This is a genomic window from Clostridium sardiniense (assembly GCF_050584765.1).
In the GTDB taxonomy this organism is placed as follows: Bacteria; Bacillota; Clostridia; order Clostridiales; family Clostridiaceae; genus Clostridium; species Clostridium sardiniense_A.
In genome coordinates this window covers 614,859-640,686 of the sequence record NZ_JBNOOR010000001.1, presented here as the reverse complement: position 1 = coordinate 640,686, position 25,828 = coordinate 614,859, and the positions used below count along the sequence as shown (strand labels likewise).

Below are 25,828 nucleotides of genomic sequence, written 5' to 3'. Positions count from 1 at the left end.
CAAGAGGTGGTTTAATGGCTATAAACGCACATTTACAATTAGATGAATTAGATCTTCAAATATTAGATTTATTAATAAAGGACTGTAGAACGCCATATTTAGAAATAGCTAGAATATGCCATGTAAGTGGTGGTACTATTCACGTTAGAATGAAAAAGATGGAAGATATGGGCATAATAAAAGGAACACGTATTATCCTTAACCTTCCAAAGCTTGGTTATGATGTATGTTGCTTTGTTGGTATATATGTTGATAAAACTTCATCATTTGATTATGTTATTGATGAAATGCAAAAAATTACAGAAGTTGTTGAGTTACACTTAACTACTGGAAACTATTCAGTATTTGCAAAAGTAATATGCAAAAATATTGCTGATTTACAGGAAATATTAATGAATAAAATAAACACTATATCAGGTATTCAGAGAACTGATACATTTATATCTCTATCTCAACCAATAGATAGAAATATTACTTTATAAGCTTTAATGCATAATGCTTTCTTAAAATGTTAATACTATGTTATGAAGAAATATTTTAAGGAAGTGTTTTTTTTATGAAATTTTTAGATACTATAGCATTATTATTAGTAATAATAGGAGCTATTAACTGGGGATTAATTGGATTTTTCCAATTTGATCTAGTTGCAACCCTATTTGGTGATATGTCTACTGTAAGTAGAGTTATTTATTCACTTGTAGGTATTGCTGGACTTTATGCAATTTCATTTTTTGCTAAAAGCAGATATGTAAATGATTAATTAATTCTCAAACTAAATAAGGAAGGTATATACCTTCCTTATTTAGTTTGAGAAAATAAAATTGGAGGGATATATGAATATTAATAATATTTTTATAGTTTTTACTGCATACTCTTTTCTAGGTTGGTGTGCTGAGGTTGCGTACCAGTATTGGACTCAGAAAAAATTTATTAATAGAGGTTTTCTTCATGGGCCTTTCTGCCCTATTTACGGAGCATGTATTTTATTGGTTATGTACTTATTAAACAGAGCTCATGTTAATTTATTCGCTCTATTTATTATTTCAACAATTTTAATTTCTACTATCGAATATATTACAAGCTATATTTTAGAAAAACTATTTCACTTAAAATGGTGGGATTATACTGAAGATCCTCTAAACTTAAACGGAAGAATATGTCTTCACTTTTCACTAGGTTGGGGACTTGCTGCTATAGTTGTATTTAAAATTATTCATCCTATAATAATGAGTGTAATAAATATAATTCCATTAGAAGCTAGTAAATTTATTTCAATATTTATTATTACATATTTTATTATTGATGAACTACTTACATTAAAGAAATTAATTATTACAAATAATCACAATCCATTTACTAAATATTTTAAGAAGATATAGATAAAGGTTGAACTTTTAAAGCTCAACCTTTTATTTTATATTTTATAATTTTTTTATTTCTTCAAATAATTCTAATGCAGCTTCTCTTGGTCCATTTTTTTCATGTCCTTTAACCCCAAGACATGTTCTTAATTGACCCACTTTAACATTTGCCTTAAACATTGCATCAAAATATTTATTTAATAATTTATCAGTCTCTTCTTGCTTTTGTGCTGGTCCAAATGGATTAGCAAAATATGATTCAACTAAACCTGTTTCTGATGTAGTTCCCTTTGCCATTCTAGCACCTGATCTAAATACTTTAATTGCATCTTTTGCATTATCAAAGTAGCTTAATGATTTACCGCCTTCTTCAACCTTATCATAATTATTAGCATAGTAGAATAAATCTACTTTATATCCCTTAATAATTGCATTATAAGGAGCAACTGGCATAACAAGTCTTGCATTTATCTTATCTGGATTCATAAATATACTTCTATCCATTTCTTTAAATGCATAACCTTGATCTAAATCATCTAATCTTACAAATGCACCTATTTCTGTTCCATATCCATAGATTTCTCCATCTTTTAATTTAAATGTACCCATATCATCAAATATTATTGTCATATCTGATATATAATCTTCACTTAATGTTCTAAAGGCTTCTAAGCTTTCTGACTTACCTGCACCACTGTCACCCATTATAGCTACATTTGCAGTCTTTCCATCCTTCAATACTATATTAACCATAGCACCGTGTATTGGAAGATTTCCTCTTTTTATCATGATTAGATTATGAAGTGTTAATGTCATCTTCTTCATATATCCAAAGTAATCTATTTCTTCTGAATGATTTACATACCCAAGCATTATATCATTCTTTTCATCATTGTAGAAAACAGTCTTTAATTCATTATCACTATCTTCATCTTTTGCCCCAAATACATATATCATATCTGGTTTTCTTCCTCTGCATTCTTCCTTTCTAGCCATTTCAAAAAGGTTACATAGAGTTATTCCATGTTCCATAAAATCTCTATGGAAGTAAATATACGCTAAAAGTTCCCCAACTTTAGCAGGATAACAGAACCAATGATCTTCATTTAACTTTGCATAATTTAATGGATTTTCATATGTCTCACTAAACATTCCTGTTCTTGTATTTCTTTTTGGATATGTTATGAATGGAGTTTCTAAAAGAATACTATCTATAAATGGAATGTCTTCTAATATTTCATAACCATTTGGCATTGGCCATAATATTTTACTTATCATAATACAGGAATTACCACCGGCAGGTATCTGTCTAAATACTTTTGGTTGAACACCTACTGTGTTTTTTTCAATTTTTCTGTAAAGACGTAATATAAGTTTTGATAATCCATCATTTGCTTCAGTAAAGCTTATTTGAGCTAATCCATTATCAACTTTTCCGCCATGAATTAAAGTGTATCTTTCAAGTCTTCTCCAGAATAGATATAGTTCTTCAACTAATCTTATGAAATCTTCCTTTTTCTCTAATAATTCTCTATAACTTTCATTAAATTCAATTATCTCTTCTACATTCATAACTGTTAAGAATTTAAATATTTTTGATAACTCACTTCTTAATAGCGTTACATCATTTATTTTTAGTGATTTTTCTAAATATCTAAAGCTTAATGAATTTTTACTTTTTGCAGTTCTTAAAAAAGAATCTAAAGTTCTTCTAAAAGCTTCGCTTTCTAATAAAGATTCAAAAGTTGCGCAGTACTTAGCAGTGAAATTAATTATAACTTTATCATTACTCATTGAAAATTCTTTTTGCATAATCTTGCCCCCTCATGAAATTTCCACACTTGAAAAATTGCATTTTTCCCGTAATTTCATTAATTTATACACATTATATCACATCTTATGAAATTTTGGTAATAATTTTTTTTCATTTTTTCTTCAAATTCGCAAAAACACATATTATTTATAAATTTTCCGGTAAATATTTCGTCTTTTTAAACTTTATATTTTTCCGTACATAATAGTAAAAATCCTTACTTAATATTCATGTATATATAATATGACTAAATATAAATCTAAGTGTTTATAAATTTATATTTAAACAAAAAAGAACTACTTAAAGTAGCTCTTTTTATTTTACCCAAATCATATTTTTTAAAACTTCATCATGAACTTTTTCAGTTAAAGTTTTCTCATCTTCTTTAGATAAATCTTTAGTATATATAGGTTTACCAAATACTATAGTAACTTTTCCCTTAGTAAATTTTTTGTTATCTTCAAAACATTTTGAAGTACCATCTATAGATACTGGAACTATAGGCGCTTGTGCCTTTACAGCAAGCTTCATACTTCCTTTTTTAAATTCATGAACTTTTCCATCTTTAGCTCTAGTTCCCTCTGGAAAAATTGCCATATTATAACCACTTTTTAAGTATTCAGCTCCTTGCATAATAACCTTTATAGCTGATCTTGGATTTTCTCTATCTAAAGCCACACAGTTCATATTTTTAACCCAGAAACCTAATATAGGCACTTTTAGCACTTCTTTTTTAGCTATAAATCCTATATCTCTTTTTGCTGATTGTCTAAGCACCGGTATATCTAATATACTCATGTGATTGCCTATAAAAGCACAAGCTTCATCTGGTATATTTTCATAACCTTTAACTTCAATATCCATTCCAACCATATTTATTGTGAAATCACTCCACTTACTAAATACATCTTGTCCATATGCAAAAGCTGCTTTTTCCCCTTTAGTCTTATATATATTTTTAAACTTAATCCCTTTTAATCTTACATAAATCATATATATACCATATTGAATCATCTTAAATATTTGCATTTTCTCACCTCTTAATAATATTCATTTGTACTATATTACGTTCTTAACTTCTCTTTATTATTATACAATATGATGATAAACTAATACAGTATATATTATCTAAGGAGGTTTTCTCGTGAAGAAAAATTTAAAATCTTTGCTTTGTATACTATTACTATTATTATCAACCTTTTTAATTGGATGTAATAATACTTCGAATACTGATAGCAAAAATAGCTCTAATGCATCTACTTCTGATATGCTTGTTCATTATATAAATGTAGGACAAGGTGATGCAGAATTAATACAAGTAAACGGTAAAAACATGTTAATTGATGCTGGTCCACGAGCTAATGAAAAAGATATAATTTCATATTTAGATAAACTAAAAATTAAGAAATTAGATTATGTTATAGCAACTCATCCTCATGAAGACCATATAGGTAATATGGATGATATTATAAATAAATATGAAATAGGTAAGTTCTATGCTCCTAAAGTGGAACATACCACTAAAACCTTTGAAAATATGGTTAAAGCTCTTAAAAGGAAAGACTTAAAGATTAATGTTATCAAAGAAGGTACTGATACTATTGATTTAGGAAAAAACACTAAAGTTTCAGTATATTCACCTAAAGCTAATGGATATGGTAAAAATACCGATTTAAATGATTACTCACCTATTATAAAAGTTGAGTATGGTAATAATTCATTCCTATTTACAGGTGATGCTGAAAAGACTGAGGAAAATTACGTTCTAGAAAAAGGCTATAATCTTAAAGCCGATGTATTGAAGCTAGGTCATCACGGTTCATCAACTTCAACAACTGAACAGTTTTTAAAGGCAGTTAATCCATCAATTGGTATTATATCTTGTGGTGTTGATAATACATATGGACATCCTCACAAAGAAACTTTAAAAAAGCTCAACAAATATAAAGTTAAAATTTATAGAACTGATAAAGATGGAGATATAGTTCTACAAAGTAATGGTACTAATATAACTAAAAAATAAGAAAAACACTTAAAAGTGATGATTCACTTTTAAGTGTTTTTTATTTTTGTCTTATATTATCTTTTTTTAATTCTTTACCTTTACTTTTTGGTTTCTTATTATCTTTATTTTTTAAGTTCTTATTCTTAGCTTCTTTTATATCATAAGTAAGCTTATCTAATTCTAAATCTATTTCATCATCTACTTCTAAATCTATTTCATCATTTAGATCTATTTTCTCTTCTGTATCTAATTTATTTTCTTCTTCTTCAGTTAACTTAATATATTTCTTCCAATTAGTATATATATAATATAAATTAACAACATCCTGCTCATTATAAAGTAATATCTTCTCTATCTTTTCTCTAGGCATTCTCTTTATATAATCGTTATCTTTCATTACCTTATGAAAAGTTTTAGCTAAATTAGAACCACTTATAACTTCCCCTTGTCTATCAATATCAAAAATCTTTTCTAGCTTTTTAAGACCTATAGATGTCTTCATATCCTTTTCATAAGCTTTTTGAATATCTATTGATATAAATTCTGTCTCAAAGTTATAAGATATATTATATTTATTGAATAAGTAATTTATTACTGTAAAATCATTATTACCTGAAAATGTTGATATGGCCTTTTTACCATTTTCCTTCATGTCCTTAAAATATCTTAAAGCTAAATTTAAAATATCCTTACTCTCTCTTTTATTTTCAATCATATATTGAGTTACATGAAGTATATTCTTTTCCTTATTATATATACAAGCTCCAAAAACTCCTATACATTTTGGCTTCTTATATACATAATGCTCTAAATCAAAAAATATTATATCTTCTGGTAAAATTTTATGCTCATTCTCTAAAAAATGATCTTCTTCTAAATTGCCTACAGGTATAATGTTCTCTTTTATAATCACAGTATCACTCTTCCTTATTCAAATTGGATATCCCCTACATTAAGATTATACGTTACATCTTTTCTTTCTACAATAATATTTATTCTTTCTGATAATTCTTTATCAGCTATAATTTTTCTTAAAAGTTCTTTTGTAGGATTCATAGCATACGGATTACCAACTTTACCGAACATAGTATAGTCTCCCGCAGTATCTCCATAAGCATAACTATTTTCTAAATCTATATTATACTTTTCTTGTAATTCTTTTATAGCCTTCTCTTTACTTTCACTATCCCACATAGGAATTACGTCTCCTGTATACTGCCCTTTTTCATCTGAAATATACTCTGCTCCTCTAAAATCATTAAAACCATGTTTAAGTGACATTTCCTTAACTAATTCTAAAGGTGAACCAGATACTGTGATTAAAATATGACCTTGTTCCTTATGCCATTTTATTCTATCTCTTGTAAAAGTATATACTCTGTCACCTTTTTGTTCTATAACTCTCTTCGCTATAAATTCTATTTGATGCTTATTTAGACCTTTAATTGCTTCCATATATATATCAATCATTTTTAATAAATATATATCATAGTCACCTTCTCTTTTATCCCACTTTTCAAAGTCTTTCCTTACATCATTGTACCATTTTTCAGGTTCAATTATTTCATATTTAATCATTTTTTTAAAAACTTCTGTAATTAAGCCCTCTCTATATAAAGTTCCGTCTATATCAAAAAAAGCCGCTATATTTTTTTCCATATTAATCCTCCTTTTTCTTTAGTAAATAACTATTCATTATATTATACCTATAAAATATTTTTTTGCAATATAGTATAAGATTATAACTGTAATATAATGTTATATTACAATTGTAAATAAATTTCCATTATTTTTTAAGTATATTATTTTTATATTAAACATTGACTTCTAAATTCATATAGTGATATTATAAGTATATGATAATGATTTTCATTGCGAGGTGTTAAATAAATGGAATTAATAAAATTAAAACCCGGAGAACACGGAATTATAAGTAGTATAGGTGGAGACAGCAAACTAGCTAAAAGATTATTAGCATTAGGTTGTATAGAAGGAACTGATGTAAGCTTAAAAGCAATAGCTCCTTTAGGAGATCCATTAATAATTAATTTTAGAGGCTTTGACTTAGCTATAAGAAAAAAAGATGCAAAAAATATTATTTTACTAACTTAGGAGGAATATATAATGACAACAATCGCACTACTTGGTAATCCAAATGTTGGTAAAACAACTCTTTTCAATGCACTTACTGGTTCAAAACAATATGTTGGAAACTGGCCTGGTGTTACAGTTGAAAAAAAAGAAGGTTACTATAATGATGTAAAAATAGTAGATTTACCAGGAATCTATGCAATGGATACTTTCTCACATGAGGAAAAAGTTGCGAAGCACTTTTTAGAAGATGGTGATGTAGATATTATCCTTAATATAGTTGATGGTTCGAATTTAGATAGAAATCTATATTTAACAACCCAGCTTAAACAATTTAATAAACCAATAATACTTGCAGTTAATATGATCGATGTTGTTAAAAGCAAAGGTTTTGAAATTGATTATAAAAAATTATCTGAAGAGTTAGGTGTTACAGTTATTCCAATAATAGCTGCAAAAGGACAAGGTATAGACCTATTAAAAGAAACTATAGAGAAAAATAATTTTACACATATACAAGATGCAAATAAATTTAATTTTAAAGATGAAAAGTCAGCTTATAAATATATAGAAAAAATTATACATAACTGTTTAAAGAAGAAAGATAATAATAAAAAAGATTTAACTGAAAGATTAGATAAGGTATTACTAAATCCATTTTTAGCTTATCCATTATTCATTTTAATAATGGTATTTATGTTCCAATTCACTTTTTCATGGGTGGGACAACCTATTTCAGATCTTTTAGATGGATTATTAAATGATTCATTTATACCTTGGATGCATACATTACTTTCAAGTACTTCACCTTGGTTCCAATCACTATTAGTTGATGGTATCATCGGTGGTGTTGGTGGTATTTTAGTACTTTTACCTGTAATTCTTGCACTATTTGTTTGTATAGCATTCTTAGAAGATAGTGGATATATGGCAAGAATAGCATTTTTAATGGATAAATTCATGAGAAAAATGGGACTTTCAGGAAAAGCATTTTTACCTATGGTTGTTGGATTTGGATGTTCAGTTCCTGCAATAATGTCTGCTAGAACCCTTGAAAGTGAAAAAGACAGAAAGCTTACAGCTCTTCTTGTTCCATTAATGTCATGTAATGCAAGACTTCCTGTATATGCATTATTTGCTTCAGTATTCTTTACTGAAAATAGAGGCTTAGTTGTTGCATCACTGTATTTATTAGGAATAATTATAGCATTCTTAATTGGTATCTTATTTAAAAATACTTTATTTAAAAAGGATGAGGAACCTTTTATAATAGAACTTCCTAATTATAAAATTCCTCAATTAAGTTCAATAGTAAAACAAACTTATGATAAAGCTAAAGGCTTCATAAAAAAAGCTGGTACTATAATATTTGCAATGACTGTAGTAATATGGTTCTTATCAAACTTTAATTTACACGGAGTAGTTGAAAGTGTTGATGAAAGTATTTTAGCTTCTATTGGATCATTTATAGCTCCAATATTTGCACCACTTGGATTTGGTAACTGGCAATCTTCAGTATCATTACTTAGTGGATTACTTGCAAAAGAAAGTGTAGTTTCTTCAATGGAAGTTATTTTCAATGGAGATTTAAAGGTTATTTTACCTCAGTTCTTTACTGCAATTTCAGCATACTCATTCTTAATCTTTACTTTACTTTATGTACCTTGTGTATCTGCAGTAGGTACTATGAAAAAAGAGTATGGAACAAAGATGACAATATTCTCAGTTTGTTATCAACTTGTACTTGCATGGGTTGTTGCATTTATATTCTATAATGTAGCTTCAATATTTATTTAAAAACGAAGGTGATATAAATGGAAATTGCAATAGCAATAGGAATAGCAGCAGTAGCTGTATATATAATATATAAAAATGTTAAGAAATCCTCTAAAGGACAATGTAATTGTGGTTCATGCAGCAAAAGCTGTCCTTCTAGAAAAAATTAAAAGAATAGTAAATAAAAAAATCAGTAGCTTTAAGCTACTGATTTTTTTATTTACTATAATGAATCTACCAATTCCTCATGTTCATCTTTATACTTATTTACTACTTTATCATAATATATCTTTATTGTAGCCATTGTTGGTGATGCTAAAAGCATTCCTAAAGGTCCAAAGAAACCTCCACCAAGTGTTACTCCAAATATAACCCAAAATGGTCCAATTCCAACCTTTCCACTTACTAACTTAGGTTCTAAGTACCAAGCATCGAATTGTTGAAGTGCAAGTAAAAATATAAATACAGCTAATGCTCTCCAAGGAGATACAAATACAGCTACTGTAGAACAAACTACCATACCTACAAAAGGTCCAAAGTATGGAATCATGTTAGTAAAACCAACTACAACTGCTAATAGTATAGCATAAGGCACTTTTAATACCATTAGACCAACAAGAGACATAACACCTATTATTAATGAATCTAGAGCTTTTATACCTATATATGTACCAATCATATGATTATATACTCTAGTTAAATTAAGTATTTTATTTCCCCACTTCTCACCTATAAGCATCATAAGTAATAACTTTGTTTGTTTTATAAATTTCTCTTTATCAAGTAATATATAAATTGATATTAAGAATCCAAAACCAAACATTATTATATCTGTAGTTATAGATACAAGTGATCCCGCTGTGCTTTCTAGTACTGAAACTAAAATAGTCCCCGCTTTAGTTGACAATGATGTTAAAGTCTGTAGTACGCCAGCATCTTTCATTAACTCATAGAATTTATCATTTTTAAGTGCTGAATTGACCCAATCTTGCGCTGTGCTTACATAGTCTGGTATATCTTTGGTAATAGAAACTATGCTATCTATCATACTAGGTATACCATACAATCCTATAAGAACTATTATTCCTAGCACAATAAGATATGTTAAGCCCACTGCTGGCCCCCTCTTTAACTTCAGTCTCTTCTCAAATAATTTCATAATTGGATTTAATACATATGCAAAAATTAATGCAAATATAAATGGCTTAAGTACTACTAAAAACTTTTTAAATACAGCTAGGTAAACTGCATAATTATCAACAATTTTATAACCTATAAAAGCTACTAAAGCGAATATTAAAATATCTTTATACCTTATATTTTTATTAAAACTCACTCCATCCCATCACCTTTCTTCTAGTATTTTCCGTCTATATTGAATTATATCACATATGGTATTTATGTATACAAGTAAGTACTAAAGTTTAACATTTTAGTAGAAAATATTAAAAAAGTGCTAGAGAATACAACTTCTCTAACACTTTTAAAATATTACATCTTTTCTACAACTTCTATTCCTATTAATCCTAAGCCATTCTTGATTACTTGTAAACTTGCCTTTACTAATGCAAGTCTTGCTTTTTTAAGTTCTTCATCTTCTAAATTTAATACTGAATGAGCATTATAGAATTTATTGAATGATTTTGCTACATCAACTACATATCTAGTTACAACTGATGGCTCAAGCTTTTCAATTGCTAAATGTATATTTTTCTTAAAGCTTTCTAAAGCTTTTATTAATTCAAACTCTTCCTTTGAATCTAACTTACTATAATCTACATTTGTTAAATCAACATCTCCAGCTCTTTCTAATATGCTGTTACCTCTTGCATATGAGTATTGAACATATGGACCTGTTTCTCCTTCAAATGAAAGTATTTCTTTCCAATCGAATATTATATCTTTTTCTCTTGAATTCTTAAGATAAGTAAATACAACTGCACCTATACCTATCTTTTTAGCAACTTCTTCTTTATTTTCAAGTTCTGGATTCTTTTCATTTATGATTTCTAAAGTTTTAGCTATAGCTTCATTTAATAAATCATCTAAAAGTATTACTTTACCTTTTCTTGTTGACATTCCGCCATCTGGGAACTTAACTAATCCAAATCCGACATGGACACAATCATTAGCCCAATCTTTTCCTGCAAGTTCTAATGTCTTAAATACTTGCTTAAAGTGTAACGCTTGAGGTGTTCCTACAACATAAATACATTTATCAAAATCATAAGTATTCTTTCTGTAATTTGCAGCAGCTAAATCTCTTGTTGCATATATAGTTGCTCCATCACCTTTAAGAACTATACAAGGAGGCATGTTATATTCATCAAGCATAACAACTTGCGCTCCATTACTTTCTGTAAGTAACTTCTTTTCTTTTAATTCATCAATTACAACTTGCATTTTATCATTATAGAATGCTTCTCCTGCTAATGAATCAAATTTAATTCCTAATAAATCATATACTCTATTGAATTCTTTTAAGCTAAGTTCTCTAAATCTCTTCCATAGAGCTGTTTCTTCTGGTTCTCCATCTTCTAATCTCTTAAAATGTAATCTTCCTTCATCAACTAATGATGGATCTTTTTCAGCTTCATCATGGAATTTAACATATATTCTTAAAAGTTCTGCTATTGGATCTTTTTCTAAAGCTTCTTCATCAACCCATCTTTTATATGCTGAGATAAGTTTACCAAATTGAGTACCCCAATCCCCTAAGTGATTTATACCAACTACATTATATCCTTCTTCTTTAAATAATTTATAAAGAGAGTTACCTATAGCTGTTGTACATAGGTGACCAACATGGAAAGGTTTAGCTATATTTGGTGATGAATATTCAACACATACAGTCTTACCTTCACCAATATTTGATGAACCATATTTATCTCCTTCTTCAATAACTTTTTCTATAGTCTCCTTTGAGAATGATGCCTTATCAACAAAGAAGTTTACATATGGTCCTAAGTTTGTTATCTTTTCAAATCCATCTTTATTTATTTTTGATGCTAATTCTTCAGCTATCATATTTGGAGCTTTTCTCATAACTTTTGCTAATTGGAAGCAAGGAAAAGCATAATCCCCCATATCTGACTTTGGTGGTATTTCTATAAGTTTTTTAATATCTTCTACATCTAAATCAACATATTGTTTTATTAATTCTGCAATAATTTGTTTATAATCCATTTTCTATTCCTCCTCGTATTCTTTCCGTAAAATATAAAAAACCGTCTCTTATTTATAAAATAAGAGACGGAATAATATCATTTTTCCGCGGTACCACTCTACTTGCATAAAGAAATGCCACTCTTTTTTGATAACGCAAATGATTAAAATTTGCGGCGATCCCTACTCATTTCAGGTGCTTCTCCAAGGTTCTCTTCAAATAATCTATCTATAAGGCTTCCACCAAAACTCCTTACTCGCTAAAAAGAATCGATTACTCTACTCTCCTCTTCATTGAATTTATATTTTACTTTCTTTCATATATTATACATAGAGCACTAACATAATGTCAACAAATAGTTAAATATTCTTATTTTTAACACAACAGTTTAAAATGTTGTATAATAGTAATACATATTTAAAATTAACTATTGTTTAAGGAGTTTGTTATGAAAAGAATTGGTGTTATTGAAATAGGTGCTAACTCAGTTACGCTGACTTTAAATGAAGTAGAAGAAGATGGTTATTTTAGGCAAATTGATGAATTAACTACATCTATAAGACTTTGTCAAGATTTAATAGATGGTACTGAATTATCAAGTGAAAAACTTAATATTACTCTATCAAATTTAAGAGCATTTAAATCAATGTGTCAGGTATCAGGAGCTAAAAAAATTATTGCAGTTGCTACAGAAACATTTAGAAGTGCATCAAATAGCGATGAATTATTAAATCTAATAAAAAATGAACTTGATATTGATATTACTATCTTAGATGTAGATAAAGAAATATATTATAATTTTTTAGGAGTAGTAAATACTATATATTTTAAAAATTCTCTAATAGTTGATATAGAAGGTATTGCTACCCATTTAGCTTGGGTTAAAGATGGAGAAATAAAAAAATATTATTCAATTCCAGCAGGTACATTAAATCTTACTTCTGAATATAATCTTAAAGATAGGATATTAAGAGAAGACCTAGAAGCTGCTAAAAGTACAGTTAATGATTTAATTGATGAATGTACATGGCTTAAAGATGCTAGTTTTGATTCAATTATAGCCGTTGGAGGTACTATCAAAGCTCTTGGAAGGATGGATAGAATCAGAAAGCGTTATCCTTTTGATATTGAACATAACTATACCCTAACAGATATTGATGTTCATGAAATATATAATTTATTAAAGTGTAAGAGTCTTAAGCAACGTAAACAAGTTCCTGGTCTACCTTTTGAGCGTGCAGATATAATTGTTGCTGGACTTTGTATATTCCATAATATACTTTCCTATACATCAACAAGCAATGTAATAACCTCATCTAGAGGACTAAGAGATGGTATTATCTATGAGTATCTTCAAGATAATTATGATTATGAAAAAAATATGCTAGTATTTAGTATTAAAGGAATCATGAATAAACTTAATATTAATAAAAATCACGCAAAACATGTTTATGAAATATCACAGAATATTTTTGAAGATTTAAAGCCAATACATAGATTAAATGATTCTTATAGAAGAATTCTTATAACATCTGCATTGTTACATGATTGTGGCATAAGTATTGACTACTATAATCATCATAAACATAGTTTCTATATAATATTAAACTCATCTATAAATGGGTTAACTCAAAAAGAATTGTTAATGAGTGCTGCTATTGCTGCTTGTCATAGAAACAATCAATATCATATTCCATTCCCTCAATATACTTCTATAATTAATAGAATTGATATTAAGGCTATAGAATATATTGGCGCTATACTTAAAATAGCTGAAGGCCTTGATAGAAGTTTAGAGGGCGCTGTTTCTGATATACATGCAACCATTGATAATGAAACAGTTAAATTAGAAGTTGAATCTCAATTAGATTTAGAACTTGAAATTCGTCAAGCTATGAGAAGTGCTTGCTCATTTAAAGAAATATACAATAGAGATCTAGTAATAGAAAAAGTAAATTAAAAATTAATATATAATAATTAAAGCAGTTAGCCTTTTAAAGCTAGCTGCTTATTTATCATTAGAATATTACTCCAAATATTGCTCCTACAATACTTGATAATAATCTCATTATTAAATCTGATGGTATTCTAATTATCGGTCCTCCAATAAAAATTATAGCTATAAATATTAAAAATTGATATTTATAAAGACTATCTGATACTTTATAAAAATGTTTCGGACTTAAGTCTCTAAGAATGCTGAATCCATCAAGTCCTGGTAATGGTAATAAATTAAATACAAATAAAGTTATATTAATTTGTATTATATATGTTGTTATTATTACAAGTACTGAAAGGAATGATCCTCCTAAAGTAAATTCCCTATTAATAAGAACTAAGGTAGAGTATAATATCATACCAAAGAATGCAACAATTAAATTAGCAATTGGTCCTGCAATACTTACCTTTAGGTCATCTTTATAATAATTTTTAAAAGCTGATGGATTAACTTGTACTGGTTTTGCCCACCCTATACCACAAAATAAAATTAATATCGTTCCTAATGGATCTAAATGATTAATGGGATTTAAATTTAATCTTCCTTGAAACCTTGGTGTTTTATCACCTAATCTGTCTGCCATTTTAGCATGAGCATATTCATGGAATGTAAATCCAATTAATATAGCGGGTGCCATAAATATAATTCTTTGCAAAAAGCTCATCTATAAATTCTCCTTCTCTCATTTTAAAGTATTATAACATAAAACACAGCTTTAAAAAATGAGCTGTGTTTTATTATTTAAATTATTTATTTTTATCTATTATTCTGCACTGTATCTGTTGCATTGCCATCACCTGGTTTCGGATTCTCTGGTTTTGGATTCTCTGGCTTTGGATTCTCCGGCTTTGGATTCTCTGGCTTTGGAGTCTCCGGTTTTGGAGTCTCCGGTTTTGGAGTTTCCGGTTTTGGAGTTTCCGGTTTTGGAGTTTCCGGCTTTGGAGTCTCTGACTTAGCTGGTTTTGAACTATTATTATTACTATTATTATTATTATTTGTATTAGTTGAAGGCTTCTTAGTAGGCGCTACATAGCCGTCGTTTTCTTTATCTTCTGGTAATGGGCCATTATCTTTGATATGTTGTTCATTTTCACCCATATACTCAGCAAGTTTGTCTTTCCATGCTGCAACACTATAGCTCTTATCTGTTGGTTTTACATCATCAAATATAAAATCATGCATCATCTTTGCATTTTGTTCTTTATCTACAATAAGAACCCAACCTTTATCTTTGTAAAGTCCACCCCATGAAATATCTTCACTTACTGGAACTCTTAATTGTTCAAATTGTAGGCTTGGGAACTTTGAAACAGTATAAGCATAGTTAAGAATCATAACTGGTTCTATATTTGTCTTAACATATGGTAATAACTCTGCCATTACAGAAGGATATTTAAGCACACTTAAATCTTTAAACTTTTGTGTAACTAAATCAATAACTCTTCTTTGTCTTTCAGTTCTTTCATAGTCTCCATCTCCAACTTTTCTAATTCTTGCATAAGCTAAAGCTTGTTGACCATCTAAATGTTGCATTCCAGGTTTTTCTATTTTCGGTGATTTAACCTTTTCATACTCTCCAATAAACTTATTAAGTTCTGGTATTTCGTAATCTTTTATATCAACATCAATACCACCAACTTGATCTATAATTGATTGGAATCCGTTAAAGTTAACCATTACATATTTATTTAACGATAAATCAAAATTATCCTTTATGGTTTGCATTAACAGCTCAGGTCCTCCATATGCTAAGGCAGCATTTATTTTCTGCTCCCCATGACCTGGTATTTTAACTAATGTATCTCTCATGATTGAAGTTAGTTTAAGTTTTTTATGGTTATTATCTATTGTAGCGATAATTATAGCATCAGCTCTTGCGGCTTCATCTAATTTACGCGCATCTGTTCCTATTAGTAATATGTTTGTAATTCCTGGTTGTTCTTTATAATCTACAGTTTCTGCCTGAGGACTTCCTTGATATATTTGTCCTCTAATATACATGTAAGCTCCTCCAGCTCCTAATATAATAAGAAGAAATACTATCCCTATTGAAATCAAAATCTTTTTCTTTTTAGACATCTTTTTCTTTGTGCTTTTTGTATCCCTCTTCTTATCTCCCTTATCTTGCATGTCTTCCCTCCCTAATGAATCAAGATCTTAAATCCTAATTACAATTTTCAAAATAACTTAATCTGTGATTTTTCGGTCTAACAATACTATTATAATCGACTTTTTATCTTTAAACCAGTACTTTTATACGTATTTTCCTTACAATTAGACTAAAATTTATTAATATTATTCAAATTTTGTCTTTATTTATTATATTTTTTAAATTTTGAGGCTATGATATAATAATAAAAAAGATTCAGAGTACCTTTGGAGGAAAAATATGAAAAATAAAGTTCTAAATCTACTTAGAAATAATAATGAATATATTTCTGGAGAATATATTAGCGAAGTACTAGGAGTGTCTAGAAACTCTGTTTGGAAACATATTAATAACCTAAAAAAAGATGGGTATGTTATTGATGCAATTCGAAATAAAGGATATAAAATTATTAAAACTCCTGATAATATAGATTTCAGTTCAGTAAGTGAATTCTTAAACACTAAAAATTTAGGAAGAAATTACTTTTATTATAAAGAGCTTGACTCTACAAATATAAAGGCTAAAGAGATCGCTCAAAATAATAATAGTGATTATTCTGTTATAACATCTGAAATTCAAACTAAAGGTACAGGTAGATTTAATCGTGTTTGGCAATCACCTAAGGGAGGTATATGGACCTCTTTAATATTAAAACCTAATATAGCTCCAAATCAAGCAAACAAAATAACACTAATCGCAGCTGCTTCAGTGTTTAAAGTGCTACATGAACTTGATATACCTTGCAAAATAAAATGGCCAAATGACATATATATTAATAATAAAAAATTCTGCGGAATACTTACTCTTATGAATTGTGATATGGATACAATAAACCATATTATAGTAGGAGTTGGTATGAATATAAATATTACTAAAGAGGATTTTACTTCTGATTTAAATACTGCAACTTCTCTACTAATAGAAAAAAATATTGAATTTAATCGTTCAAAAATACTTGCAAGTTTTTTAAATAATTTTGAAGTTTTTTATGATGATTTTGTAGATAAAAATGATTTGTCAGAAGTTATACATATTTGCAGAAATAATTCACTTCTTATTGATATGACTGCTAGACTCGTTACCTCAAGAAGTGAGGAGTTAGTAACTTGTCTTGGAATAGATGATGATGGAGAACTTATAATTAAGGATGAACTTGGAAATATAAGAAAAGTAATCAGTGGAGAAATAACATTTAAAAATGAAAATACTCAATAGCTAAATTTAGCCATTGAGTATTTTTTTATATTAAGTATTTTTTATAATAATTCTATTCCATTTTCTTTACATATTCTATTATTTTTTTCATCCCAAATAGACGCTTGAACTTCTCCAACATGTGCTTTTCTTAAGAAATACATACATATTCTTGATTGTCCAATTCCTCCTCCAATAGTATAAGGAAGCTTTCCTTCTAATAATGCTTTATGGAATTCTAAGTTCTTTCTTTCTAAGCAATCAGCTTTCTCTAACTGACTTTGTAAAGACTTTTCATCTACTCTTATACCCATTGATGATAATTCCATAGCACAATCTAAAATTGGATTCCAGAATAAAATATCACCATTTAAGTTCCAGTCATCATAGTCTGGTGCTCTACCATCATGTTTTTCTCCTGAAGCTAATTCATGTCCTATTTGCATTATAAAGACGGCCCCTTTATCTTTACATATTGCATATTCTCTTTCATCAGGTGTTAAATCTTTATACATATCCTCAAGTTCTTGAGATGTAATAAAGAATATCTCCTTTGGAAGCTCTTCTTTTATATCTATAAGGTTATCTTTTACAAACTTTTCTGTATCTTTAAATGCACTATATATTTTTCTTACAGTATCTTTTAAAGTTTCTAAGTTTCTATCTTCTTTATTTATGATACGCTCCCAATCCCATTGATCAACATATATAGAATGTAGATTATCAAGATCCTCATCTCTTCTTATAGCATTCATATCAGCATACAGACCTTTACCTACTGGGAAATTGTATCTATGTAAACTCATTCTCTTCCACTTTGCAAGGGAATGAACTATCTCTACATCTTCCTTTGATGCTAAAACATCAAACTTAACTGGTCTTTCAACTCCACTTAGATTATCATTTAATCCTGATTTAGAATCAACAAAAAGAGGAGCTGATACTCTGATTAAGTCTAATCTCTCTGCTAAATTCTTTTCAAAATAATCCTTTATAGATTTAATATGAACTTCTGTTTCAATTAGTGTTGCTTTACTTTTATACCCTTCTGGTATAATAATACCTTCTTGTTTCATAAATAGCCCTCCTTTAATTTTAAATATTATTATATACAAAAAAATAAAAAAAATAAAGTATTCTTTAAAAATAAAGAATACTTTTTATTAATTTCTAAATATGACACTGGTCTAAATGTGATTTTAATATTTTCGCTGACTCTTTAAGCCTACTTTCTTCACTATTTGATAATGGTATCTCTATTATCTCTTTAGCTCCTTCTCTATTAACTATAGTTGGAATTGCTAAATACATATCGTTAATTCCATATTGCCCTTCAAATAAAGAATCAATAGTTAATATACTATTTTCATCTCTAAATATAGCCTCAACAATTCTATTAACAGCAAGTGCTACTGCAAAGTATGTCGCTTTTTTTCTGCTTATTATTTCATAAGCGGCATTTTTAACATCTTCTTCTAGTACTTTTTTAATTTCTTCATCCCAGTTAAGTGATTTTTGTTTTGCATATACATCAAAATCTTCTCCACCTATTCTACCATTGCTCCAAGTAACTAATTCACTGTCACCATGCTCTCCAATAACATATGAATGTATATTATTATTATTTACACTAAAGTATTTACCAAGTACATACTTTAGTCTAGAAGTATCTAACACAGTACCTGATCCTATAACTCTTTCTTTTGGGAATCCTGATAATTTATAAGTTATATAAGTTAATACGTCTACTGGATTAGATACAACTAATAAAATTGATTCTGGACTTAATCTTGCGATTTCAGGAACAAATCCTTTGAAAACTTCAAAGTTCTTTCCAATCATATCTAATCTAGTTTCTCCTTCTTTTTGTCCAATGCCTGCTGTTATTATTACTATATCAGAACCTGCAGTCTCCTCTAGTGATCCTGCATATATATTAACTGGCTTTACAAAAGATGTTCCATGAACTAAATCCATTACTTCTCCCATTGCTTTATCCATATTTATATCATATATGCAAATTTCTGTTGCTATTCCACTATTCATTAACGCATAAGCTGTAGTTGCTCCTACAAAGCCTGCTCCAATTATTGATACTTTTCTTTTTCTTTCAACTAACATAATTTTCCCTCCGGTTTCCATGTTTCCATTAGTTTACCCCATTTTCTAATTTTTATTATAATTTAATTATACTATCAACGATAACTAATTTCAATTAATTCATACCGTTTTCATCGGATTTTTTTGTTATTTTATTATGAACAGATATGGTATATAATTATTATTATATTTGTACACTAGGAGGATACTCAATGAAATTACTTTTTTTCGATACAGAAACAACAAGCATACGCCCTGGACATATATGCCAGCTAAGCTACATAATAGTGGATACATCTACAAAGCCTCAAACTACTAAAGGTAAAAACTTCTTTTTCGCAGTTGATGAAATGGATCCAAATGCTGAAGCAGTACATGGTTTTTCTCTTGAAAAATTATACGAGCTTTCAGAAGGAATGTATTTTGAAGATTCCGTTGGTGAATTTATAGATGATTTTATGGAAGCAGACTTTGTAATAGGTCATAATGTAAATTTTGATGTTAAATTTATGCATAGTGAATTATTATTCCTTGGAGCAAATTATGAACCAAAGAGAACATTCTGTACTATGTCATACTATAAGGATATATGTAAAATACTAAAGCCTAATGGTACTTTTAAAAATCCAAAACTTGAAGAGGTTATATCATATCTAAATATTACAAAAGAACAAATTGAAAATAAGGCAAAAGAGTTATTTGGCGGAAGTGGCAACTATCATGATGCTAGATTTGATACTGCTGCTACTTATTTAACAGTAATAGAAGGTTTAAAAAGAAAGATAATACCTCATGGATACTTCTCAAATATATCTAAAAATTAATCTATATAAATGTTGAAAGAGTTGCAGTATGAAAATATTGTAACTCTTTTCATCATACTGTATAATTTTTAATATATCATAATGGTGGGGGGAGATTTTTATTATGAGTTCTCAATCAAAAACTTTTTTAAAATTCGTTGCTTCTATAATTTTAATAGCATTCATATTAGATATAATGTTACGTAATGTAATTTTATCTTCAGGTGTTGCATTTTTAATATCTGTTACTTTCTTTTATTCACCTGATAGGCTGATTGCTAGAAAAGAAAAAGAAAAAGAAGAAGCTAAAAATAAGGATGTCTCTACTGGATCAACTAGTATAAATTCAAAGAAATCAAATAAAAAGAATAAAAATAAAAAAATTAAATAGTACTTAAATAAAAAAGAGTTAGTTTAAAACCTAACTCTTTATTCTTCATTTAATATCTTTTGATACTCTTTAATTTTTTCCTTATCCATAGCTTCAACACCTTCTAGCGGATAATTAAGTCCCATATTTTCGTATTTATTTACTCCAAGTAAATGATATGGAAGAAGCTCTACTTTCTCTACGTTATCTAAAGTCTTTATAAAGTCCTTTAACTTTCTTATATGTTCTTCCCCATCAGTTAATCCAGGTACAACAACATGTCTTATCCACATTTTTGTTCCGCTATTTTGAACTACTTCAAGGAATTTAAGAGATTCATCAATATTCATTAAAGTTACATTCTTATATCCCTCTTTTGTTAAATCTTTTAGATCAAAAAGAACTAAATCAGTATATTTTAATATTTCATCATACATTCCAACTCCAAATCCTGAAGTATCTATACATGTATGTATACCTTCTTTTTTACATAATTTTAATGCTTCAATTAAAAATTCTGGTTGTCTTAAAGGTTCTCCACCTGAAAATGTAACTCCACCATTTGAAGTGTTAAAATAAGCTTTATATCTTTTTATCTTGTTTACTAATTGAGACGGAGTATATTCTTCACCACAGCCATATTCCCACGTATCAGGGTTATGACAATACTTACATCTTAAAGAACACCCTTGCAAAAACACAACAACTCTTATCCCAGGACCATCTACAAGTCCCATAGTTTCTATTGAATGAATTCTTCCTATAGTCATAGTTATTTCCTCCTTAAACAATTGATGATTTAAAGCTTATAAATAACTATTATTTATAAATTTTAAATCATCAATTACTTATTTAAAATTATAATACATATCCCCTGCTAAGTATAATCCTAGCAGAGGATAATTTTAATCACTACTAAATTCTAATAGTGTAAATATTACATTCTTGAGTGGAATGTTCTGTTTATAACATCAAGTTGTTGTTCTCTAGTTAACTTGATGAAGTTTACAGCATATCCTGAAACTCTGATAGTTAATTGTGGATATTCTTCTGGTCTTTCCATTGCATCTAATAATGTTTCTCTGTTAAATACATTAACATTTAAGTGATGTGCTTTTTGACCAAAGTATCCATCTAACATGTTGCTTAAGTTAGATATTCTATCTTCTTTTGACTTACCTAAAGCATCTGGAACTATTGAGAAAGTATTTGATATACCATCTTGTGAATGCTCATATGGAAGCTTAGCTACTGAATTTAAAGATGCAAGTGATCCACTTGAATCTCTACCATGCATTGGATTAGCTCCTGGTGCAAATGGTTCTCCAGCTTTTCTTCCACAAGGAGTAGTTCCTGTCTTCTTACCGTATACTACGTTTGAAGTTATAGTTAATACAGATTGAGTGTGGTATGAATTTCTGTAAGTCTTATTCTTTCTGATTTTATCCATCATATTTTTAACTAAGAATACAGCTATTTCATCTACTCTATCATCATCATTTCCGTATTTAGGGAAATCTCCTTCAACTTCAAAGTCAACAGCAATTCCTTCTTCGTTTCTTATTGGCTTAACCTTAGCGTATTTAATAGCTGATAAAGAGTCAGCACAAACTGATAAACCAGCTATACCACAAGCCATTGTTCTAAATACATCTCTATCGTGTAATGCCATTTGAAGTGATTCATATGAATACTTATCATGCATGTAATGAATACAATTTAAAGTATTAACATAAAGGTTCGCTAACCAGTCTGTCATTACATCAAATTTTTCCATAACTTCATTGTAATCTAAATAATCACTTGTTATAGGTGCCATCTTAGGTGCTACTTGTACTCCTGACTTTTCATCTATACCACCATTTATAGTGTAAAGTAAAGTTTTAGCTAAGTTAACTCTTGCACCGAAGAATTGCATTTGCTTACCTATTTTCATTGCAGATACACAACAAGCAATAGCATAATCATCTCCCCAGTATTCTGTCATTAAATCATCATTTTCATATTGAACTGAACTTGTATCAATAGATACCTTTGAACAGAAATCTTTAAAGTTTTGAGGTAATCTAGTTGACCATAATACTGTTAAGTTTGGTTCAGGTGATGGTCCTAATGTATAAAGTGTATTAAGAACTCTGAATGAATTCTTAGTAACTAAACTCTTTCCATTTAATCCCATACCACCAATTGATTCAGTTACCCAAGTTGGATCTCCTGAGAATAAATCATTGTATTCTGGTGTTCTTAAGAACTTAACTAATCTAAGCTTCATTACAAAATGATCCATTATTTCTTGAGCTTCTTCTTCAGTGATTACTCCTGCATCTAAATCTCTTTGAATATATATATCTAAGAAAGTAGAAGTTCTACCTAATGACATAGCAGCACCATTTTGTTGTTTAATTGCAGCTAAGTATGCAAAATAAACCCATTGTACAGCTTCTTTAGCATTAACTGCTGGCTTTGATAAATCAAATCCATAGCTTGCTCCCATTGCCTTAAGCTCTTTTAAAGCTACTATTTGATCACTGATTTCTTCTCTTAATTGGATTACATCTGCATCAATAGTGTTAACTTCTAAGCTCTTCTTTTGAGCCATCTTGTCTTCTATTAATCTATCTACACCATATAAAGCAACTCTTCTATAGTCACCTATAATTCTTCCTCTACCATAAGCATCAGGAAGTCCTGTTACTATACCATACTTTCTAGCTAATTTCATTTCATCAGTATATGCATCAAATACACCTTGGTTATGAGTCTTTCTGTATTTGCTGAATATTTCTGATATTTTGCTATCAACTTCATATCCATAAGCTTTGGCTGCATTTTCTGCCATTCTTATACCACCTTGTGGCATAACAGCTCTCTTAAGTGGAGCGTCAGTTTGTACTCCAACTATCTTTTCTATTGCTTGGTCTATATATCCAGGTGCGTATTCATTTATTCCTGATACTGTTTTAGTATCAACATCTAAAACTCCACCATTTTCTCTTTCCTTCTTAAATAGCTCACTTACTTCATCCCATAACTTAGTTGTATTTTCAGTTGCTCCTTTTAAGAAAGAGTCATCTCCTTCATATGGAGTATAATTATTTTGAATAAAGTTTCTGACATCAATTTCTTTTTGCCAATTTCCTTCTTTAAAGCCTTCCCATTCCCTAAACATTAATGCGTCGCCTCTCTTTCATATTAGTTATGATTAAATTATAAATGATAAATTTTTCACAGTCAATAATTATTTTCATATGAAATTTATTATCACCTACTCAACCCTCTTTCACTTTCTATTTTAAACGAAAAAGGGCTAAATGTAAAAGTTTTTTTAACATTTAGTCCTTTTTTTATATTTTTTTAACAATATTTTTCATTTTTACGAACTTGATTCTACTTTGCACCATACTGCTCATAATAGCTATTTATTCTTTTCATTATTTCATCATCTATTATAACTTTACCACTTATTTCTCTGTTATAAAGATACTCTATTACCTCTTCCATAGTTACTATAGCGCATGTCTTAAATCCGAACTTTTCTTTTATTTCATTTAAAGCAGATTTCTCTCCTCTTCCTCTTTCCATTCTATCTACAGATATTATAAGTCCAGTAACATCAACATCCCCTTGTCCCTTTAAAATGGGCATTGTTTCGTATATTGAAGTACCTGCTGTTGTTACATCTTCAACTATTAAAACTCTATCTCCATCTTTTAAATTAGCACCAAGAAGTATTCCCTTATCTCCATGATCTTTAACTTCTTTTCTATTAGAACAGTAATCTACATCTATATTATAAAGGTCTGATAAAGCAATTGAAGTTGTAACTGTTAATGGAATTCCCTTATATGCAGGTCCAAATAAAACATTAAATTCTTCTCCAAAATTTTCTTTTATAGCTTCTGCATAAAACTCTCCAAGCCTCTTTAGTTGACTTCCTTTTTTGTAATTTCCTGTATTTACAAAAAACGGTGTTTTTCTTCCGCTCTTTGTTACAAAATCTCCAAATGTAAGCACTCCACACTCTACCATAAACTCTATAAACTCTTTTTTATACGCTTTCATACTAAAAAACCTCCAAATTTTCGTTAAATTTTAGACAATCCCTATTATCTCGTTAATGTCTTTTATGCCTTCTTTTATTAAGAAATTTTCCATTCCTTCTATTATTTCTTTTCCTGCCATTGGATTTGTAAAATTAACAGTTCCAATCTGTATAGCTGATGCTCCCGCCATCATAAACTCAATAGCATCTTGCCAATTAGAAATTCCACCTAGTCCTACTACTGGTATATCAACTGCCTTTGATACTTCGTGTACCATTCTAAGTGCTATTGGCTTTATAGCTGGTCCTGATAATCCTGCATATGTATTATTAAATACTGGTTTCCTTTTATTTATATCAATAGCAAATCCTTTTAATGTATTTATTAAAGATAAAGAATCCGCCCCAGCTTCTCTACACTTTACGGCCATTTCCACTATATTTTCTGCATTTGGTGATAATTTCACCATAAGAGGTTTATTAGTGATACTCTTTATTTTACTTACAACATCATATGCAACTTCTGATTTTATTCCAAAAGCCATACCACCTGATTTTACATTTGGACATGATATATTAAGTTCTATCATATCAATATCCGCATTATTAAGCTTAATTATAGCTTCTTCATAATCTTCCATGCATCCACCACCAATATTTGCAATTACATTAGTATTAAGCTTTTTCATGTTCTTCAATTCATGCTCTATAAAGTGATCTATTCCTGGATTTTGAAGTCCAACTGAATTCATCATACCACTTGGAGTTTCATATACTCTTATTCCTTCATTTCCATCCTTTGGATTTATAGTTAATCCTTTTGATGATATTCCACCTAGAATACCAACATCATAAAAATCTTTATACTCTTCTCCAAATCCAAATGTACCTGAAGCTGCTATAACAGGATTTTTGAATTCTACTCCATTTATATTAACCTTTAGCATATAACCCCTCCT

At 28.9% G+C, this 25,828-nt stretch carries 25 protein-coding genes and 1 other annotated feature; of the genes, 11 read left to right on the top strand and 14 right to left on the bottom strand.

Annotation, left to right across the window (positions count from 1 at the left end):
• Positions 1–14: 14 nt before the first annotated feature.
• From ACQPUW_RS03130 to ACQPUW_RS03120, 3 genes are all read left to right on the top strand, one after another.
• Positions 15–482, top strand: coding sequence for an Lrp/AsnC ligand binding domain-containing protein (locus ACQPUW_RS03130; RefSeq protein WP_204595209.1), 468 nt, complete (start codon positions 15–17; stop codon positions 480–482).
• A gap of 74 nt (positions 483–556) precedes the next feature.
• Entirely contained in the window at positions 557–760 is a 204-nt protein-coding gene (locus tag ACQPUW_RS03125) for a DUF378 domain-containing protein (protein WP_430836048.1), read from the top strand.
• 73 nt (positions 761–833) lie between these two features.
• Positions 834–1,379, top strand: coding sequence for a putative ABC transporter permease (locus tag ACQPUW_RS03120; RefSeq protein ID WP_430836047.1), 546 nt, complete (start codon positions 834–836; stop codon positions 1,377–1,379).
• Positions 1,380–1,421: 42 nt separating this feature from the next.
• Here ACQPUW_RS03120 and ACQPUW_RS03115 read toward each other — a convergent pair whose 3' ends face one another.
• A complete protein-coding gene (locus tag ACQPUW_RS03115) occupies positions 1,422–3,173 on the bottom strand; it encodes a phosphoenolpyruvate carboxykinase (RefSeq protein ID WP_430836046.1) in 1,752 nt (583 codons plus the stop codon).
• 316 nt (positions 3,174–3,489) lie between these two features.
• Entirely contained in the window at positions 3,490–4,203 is a 714-nt protein-coding gene (locus ACQPUW_RS03110) for a lysophospholipid acyltransferase family protein (protein ID WP_430836045.1), read from the bottom strand.
• A 115-nt stretch (positions 4,204–4,318) separates the two neighbouring features.
• Here ACQPUW_RS03110 and ACQPUW_RS03105 point away from each other — a divergent pair, with 115 nt between their 5' ends.
• Complete coding sequence (locus ACQPUW_RS03105) at positions 4,319–5,197, top strand: ComEC/Rec2 family competence protein (protein WP_430836044.1); 879 nt, start codon at positions 4,319–4,321, stop codon at positions 5,195–5,197.
• A gap of 40 nt (positions 5,198–5,237) precedes the next feature.
• On the opposite strand, the gene ACQPUW_RS03100 is transcribed toward ACQPUW_RS03105, so the two are convergent.
• Together ACQPUW_RS03100 and ACQPUW_RS03095 are read right to left on the bottom strand one after the other, a co-directional pair.
• Complete coding sequence (locus ACQPUW_RS03100) at positions 5,238–6,092, bottom strand: ribonuclease H-like domain-containing protein (RefSeq protein ID WP_430836043.1); 855 nt, start codon at positions 6,090–6,092, stop codon at positions 5,238–5,240.
• A 14-nt stretch (positions 6,093–6,106) separates the two neighbouring features.
• Positions 6,107–6,838: an HAD-IB family hydrolase gene (locus ACQPUW_RS03095; protein WP_430836042.1), complete on the bottom strand. Its 732-nt coding sequence runs from the start codon at positions 6,836–6,838 to the stop codon at positions 6,107–6,109.
• 231 nt (positions 6,839–7,069) lie between these two features.
• Here ACQPUW_RS03095 and ACQPUW_RS03090 point away from each other — a divergent pair, with 231 nt between their 5' ends.
• Genes ACQPUW_RS03090 through ACQPUW_RS03080 form a run of 3 tightly spaced genes read left to right on the top strand, consistent with a single transcriptional unit; the run spans position 7,070 to position 9,216 of the window.
• Entirely contained in the window at positions 7,070–7,291 is a 222-nt protein-coding gene (locus ACQPUW_RS03090; RefSeq protein WP_430836041.1) for a FeoA family protein, read from the top strand.
• Positions 7,292–7,303: 12 nt separating this feature from the next.
• Complete coding sequence (feoB, locus tag ACQPUW_RS03085) at positions 7,304–9,067, top strand: ferrous iron transport protein B (protein WP_430836040.1); 1,764 nt, start codon at positions 7,304–7,306, stop codon at positions 9,065–9,067.
• A 17-nt stretch (positions 9,068–9,084) separates the two neighbouring features.
• Positions 9,085–9,216, top strand: coding sequence for a FeoB-associated Cys-rich membrane protein (locus ACQPUW_RS03080; protein ID WP_204595199.1), 132 nt, complete (start codon positions 9,085–9,087; stop codon positions 9,214–9,216).
• Between the two features lie 53 nt (positions 9,217–9,269).
• Here the strand turns inward: ACQPUW_RS03080 and ACQPUW_RS03075 are convergent, their stop codons facing one another.
• On the bottom strand, positions 9,270–10,382 hold the full coding sequence (locus ACQPUW_RS03075; RefSeq protein WP_430836039.1) for an AI-2E family transporter: 1,113 nt from the start codon (positions 10,380–10,382) through the stop codon (positions 9,270–9,272).
• Positions 10,383–10,537: 155 nt separating this feature from the next.
• Positions 10,538–12,232, bottom strand: a complete 1,695-nt coding sequence (argS, locus tag ACQPUW_RS03070) for an arginine--tRNA ligase (protein WP_430836038.1) — start codon at positions 12,230–12,232, stop codon at positions 10,538–10,540.
• Between the two features lie 59 nt (positions 12,233–12,291).
• Positions 12,292–12,515: a binding site (T-box leader), on the bottom strand.
• A gap of 145 nt (positions 12,516–12,660) precedes the next feature.
• Here argS and ACQPUW_RS03065 point away from each other — a divergent pair.
• On the top strand, positions 12,661–14,172 hold the full coding sequence (locus ACQPUW_RS03065) for a Ppx/GppA phosphatase family protein (protein WP_430836037.1): 1,512 nt from the start codon (positions 12,661–12,663) through the stop codon (positions 14,170–14,172).
• Between the two features lie 58 nt (positions 14,173–14,230).
• Here the strand turns inward: ACQPUW_RS03065 and ACQPUW_RS03060 are convergent, their stop codons facing one another.
• Entirely contained in the window at positions 14,231–14,875 is a 645-nt protein-coding gene (locus ACQPUW_RS03060) for a site-2 protease family protein (RefSeq protein WP_430836036.1), read from the bottom strand.
• 92 nt (positions 14,876–14,967) lie between these two features.
• Positions 14,968–16,341 carry an LCP family protein gene (locus tag ACQPUW_RS03055; protein WP_430836035.1) on the bottom strand — a complete coding sequence of 458 codons (1,374 nt, stop codon included), beginning with the start codon at positions 16,339–16,341 and terminating at the stop codon, positions 14,968–14,970.
• A 259-nt stretch (positions 16,342–16,600) separates the two neighbouring features.
• On the opposite strand from ACQPUW_RS03055, the gene ACQPUW_RS03050 reads away from it, so the two are divergent.
• Entirely contained in the window at positions 16,601–17,575 is a 975-nt protein-coding gene (locus tag ACQPUW_RS03050) for a biotin--[acetyl-CoA-carboxylase] ligase (RefSeq protein WP_430836034.1), read from the top strand.
• A gap of 41 nt (positions 17,576–17,616) precedes the next feature.
• Here ACQPUW_RS03050 and asnA read toward each other — a convergent pair whose 3' ends face one another.
• Both asnA and ACQPUW_RS03040 read right to left on the bottom strand, forming a co-directional pair.
• Entirely contained in the window at positions 17,617–18,630 is a 1,014-nt protein-coding gene (gene asnA / locus ACQPUW_RS03045) for an aspartate--ammonia ligase (protein WP_430836033.1), read from the bottom strand.
• Positions 18,631–18,724: 94 nt separating this feature from the next.
• Positions 18,725–19,675 (bottom strand): L-lactate dehydrogenase, encoded by a 951-nt coding sequence (locus ACQPUW_RS03040; RefSeq protein WP_430836032.1) that lies wholly within the window; start codon positions 19,673–19,675, stop codon positions 18,725–18,727.
• 191 nt (positions 19,676–19,866) lie between these two features.
• On the opposite strand from ACQPUW_RS03040, the gene ACQPUW_RS03035 reads away from it, so the two are divergent.
• On the top strand, positions 19,867–20,478 hold the full coding sequence (locus tag ACQPUW_RS03035; RefSeq protein ID WP_430836031.1) for a 3'-5' exonuclease: 612 nt from the start codon (positions 19,867–19,869) through the stop codon (positions 20,476–20,478).
• Positions 20,479–20,581: 103 nt separating this feature from the next.
• A complete protein-coding gene (locus tag ACQPUW_RS03030) occupies positions 20,582–20,848 on the top strand; it encodes a hypothetical protein (RefSeq protein ID WP_430836030.1) in 267 nt (88 codons plus the stop codon).
• Positions 20,849–20,886: 38 nt separating this feature from the next.
• Here the strand turns inward: ACQPUW_RS03030 and pflA are convergent, their stop codons facing one another.
• The 4 genes from pflA to ACQPUW_RS03010 all read right to left on the bottom strand — a co-directional run bounded on the left by pflA (position 20,887) and on the right by ACQPUW_RS03010 (position 25,816).
• A complete protein-coding gene (gene pflA / locus ACQPUW_RS03025; protein ID WP_430836029.1) occupies positions 20,887–21,597 on the bottom strand; it encodes a pyruvate formate-lyase-activating protein in 711 nt (236 codons plus the stop codon).
• 167 nt (positions 21,598–21,764) lie between these two features.
• Positions 21,765–23,996 (bottom strand): formate C-acetyltransferase, encoded by a 2,232-nt coding sequence (pflB, locus tag ACQPUW_RS03020; protein ID WP_430836028.1) that lies wholly within the window; start codon positions 23,994–23,996, stop codon positions 21,765–21,767.
• 218 nt (positions 23,997–24,214) lie between these two features.
• On the bottom strand, positions 24,215–24,889 hold the full coding sequence (gene pyrE, locus ACQPUW_RS03015; protein WP_430836027.1) for an orotate phosphoribosyltransferase: 675 nt from the start codon (positions 24,887–24,889) through the stop codon (positions 24,215–24,217).
• 30 nt (positions 24,890–24,919) lie between these two features.
• The gene (locus ACQPUW_RS03010; RefSeq protein WP_430836026.1) at positions 24,920–25,816 is read right to left on the bottom strand and encodes a dihydroorotate dehydrogenase; all 897 of its coding nucleotides are present in this window, start codon (positions 25,814–25,816) and stop codon (positions 24,920–24,922) included.
• Positions 25,817–25,828 lie beyond the last annotated feature (12 nt).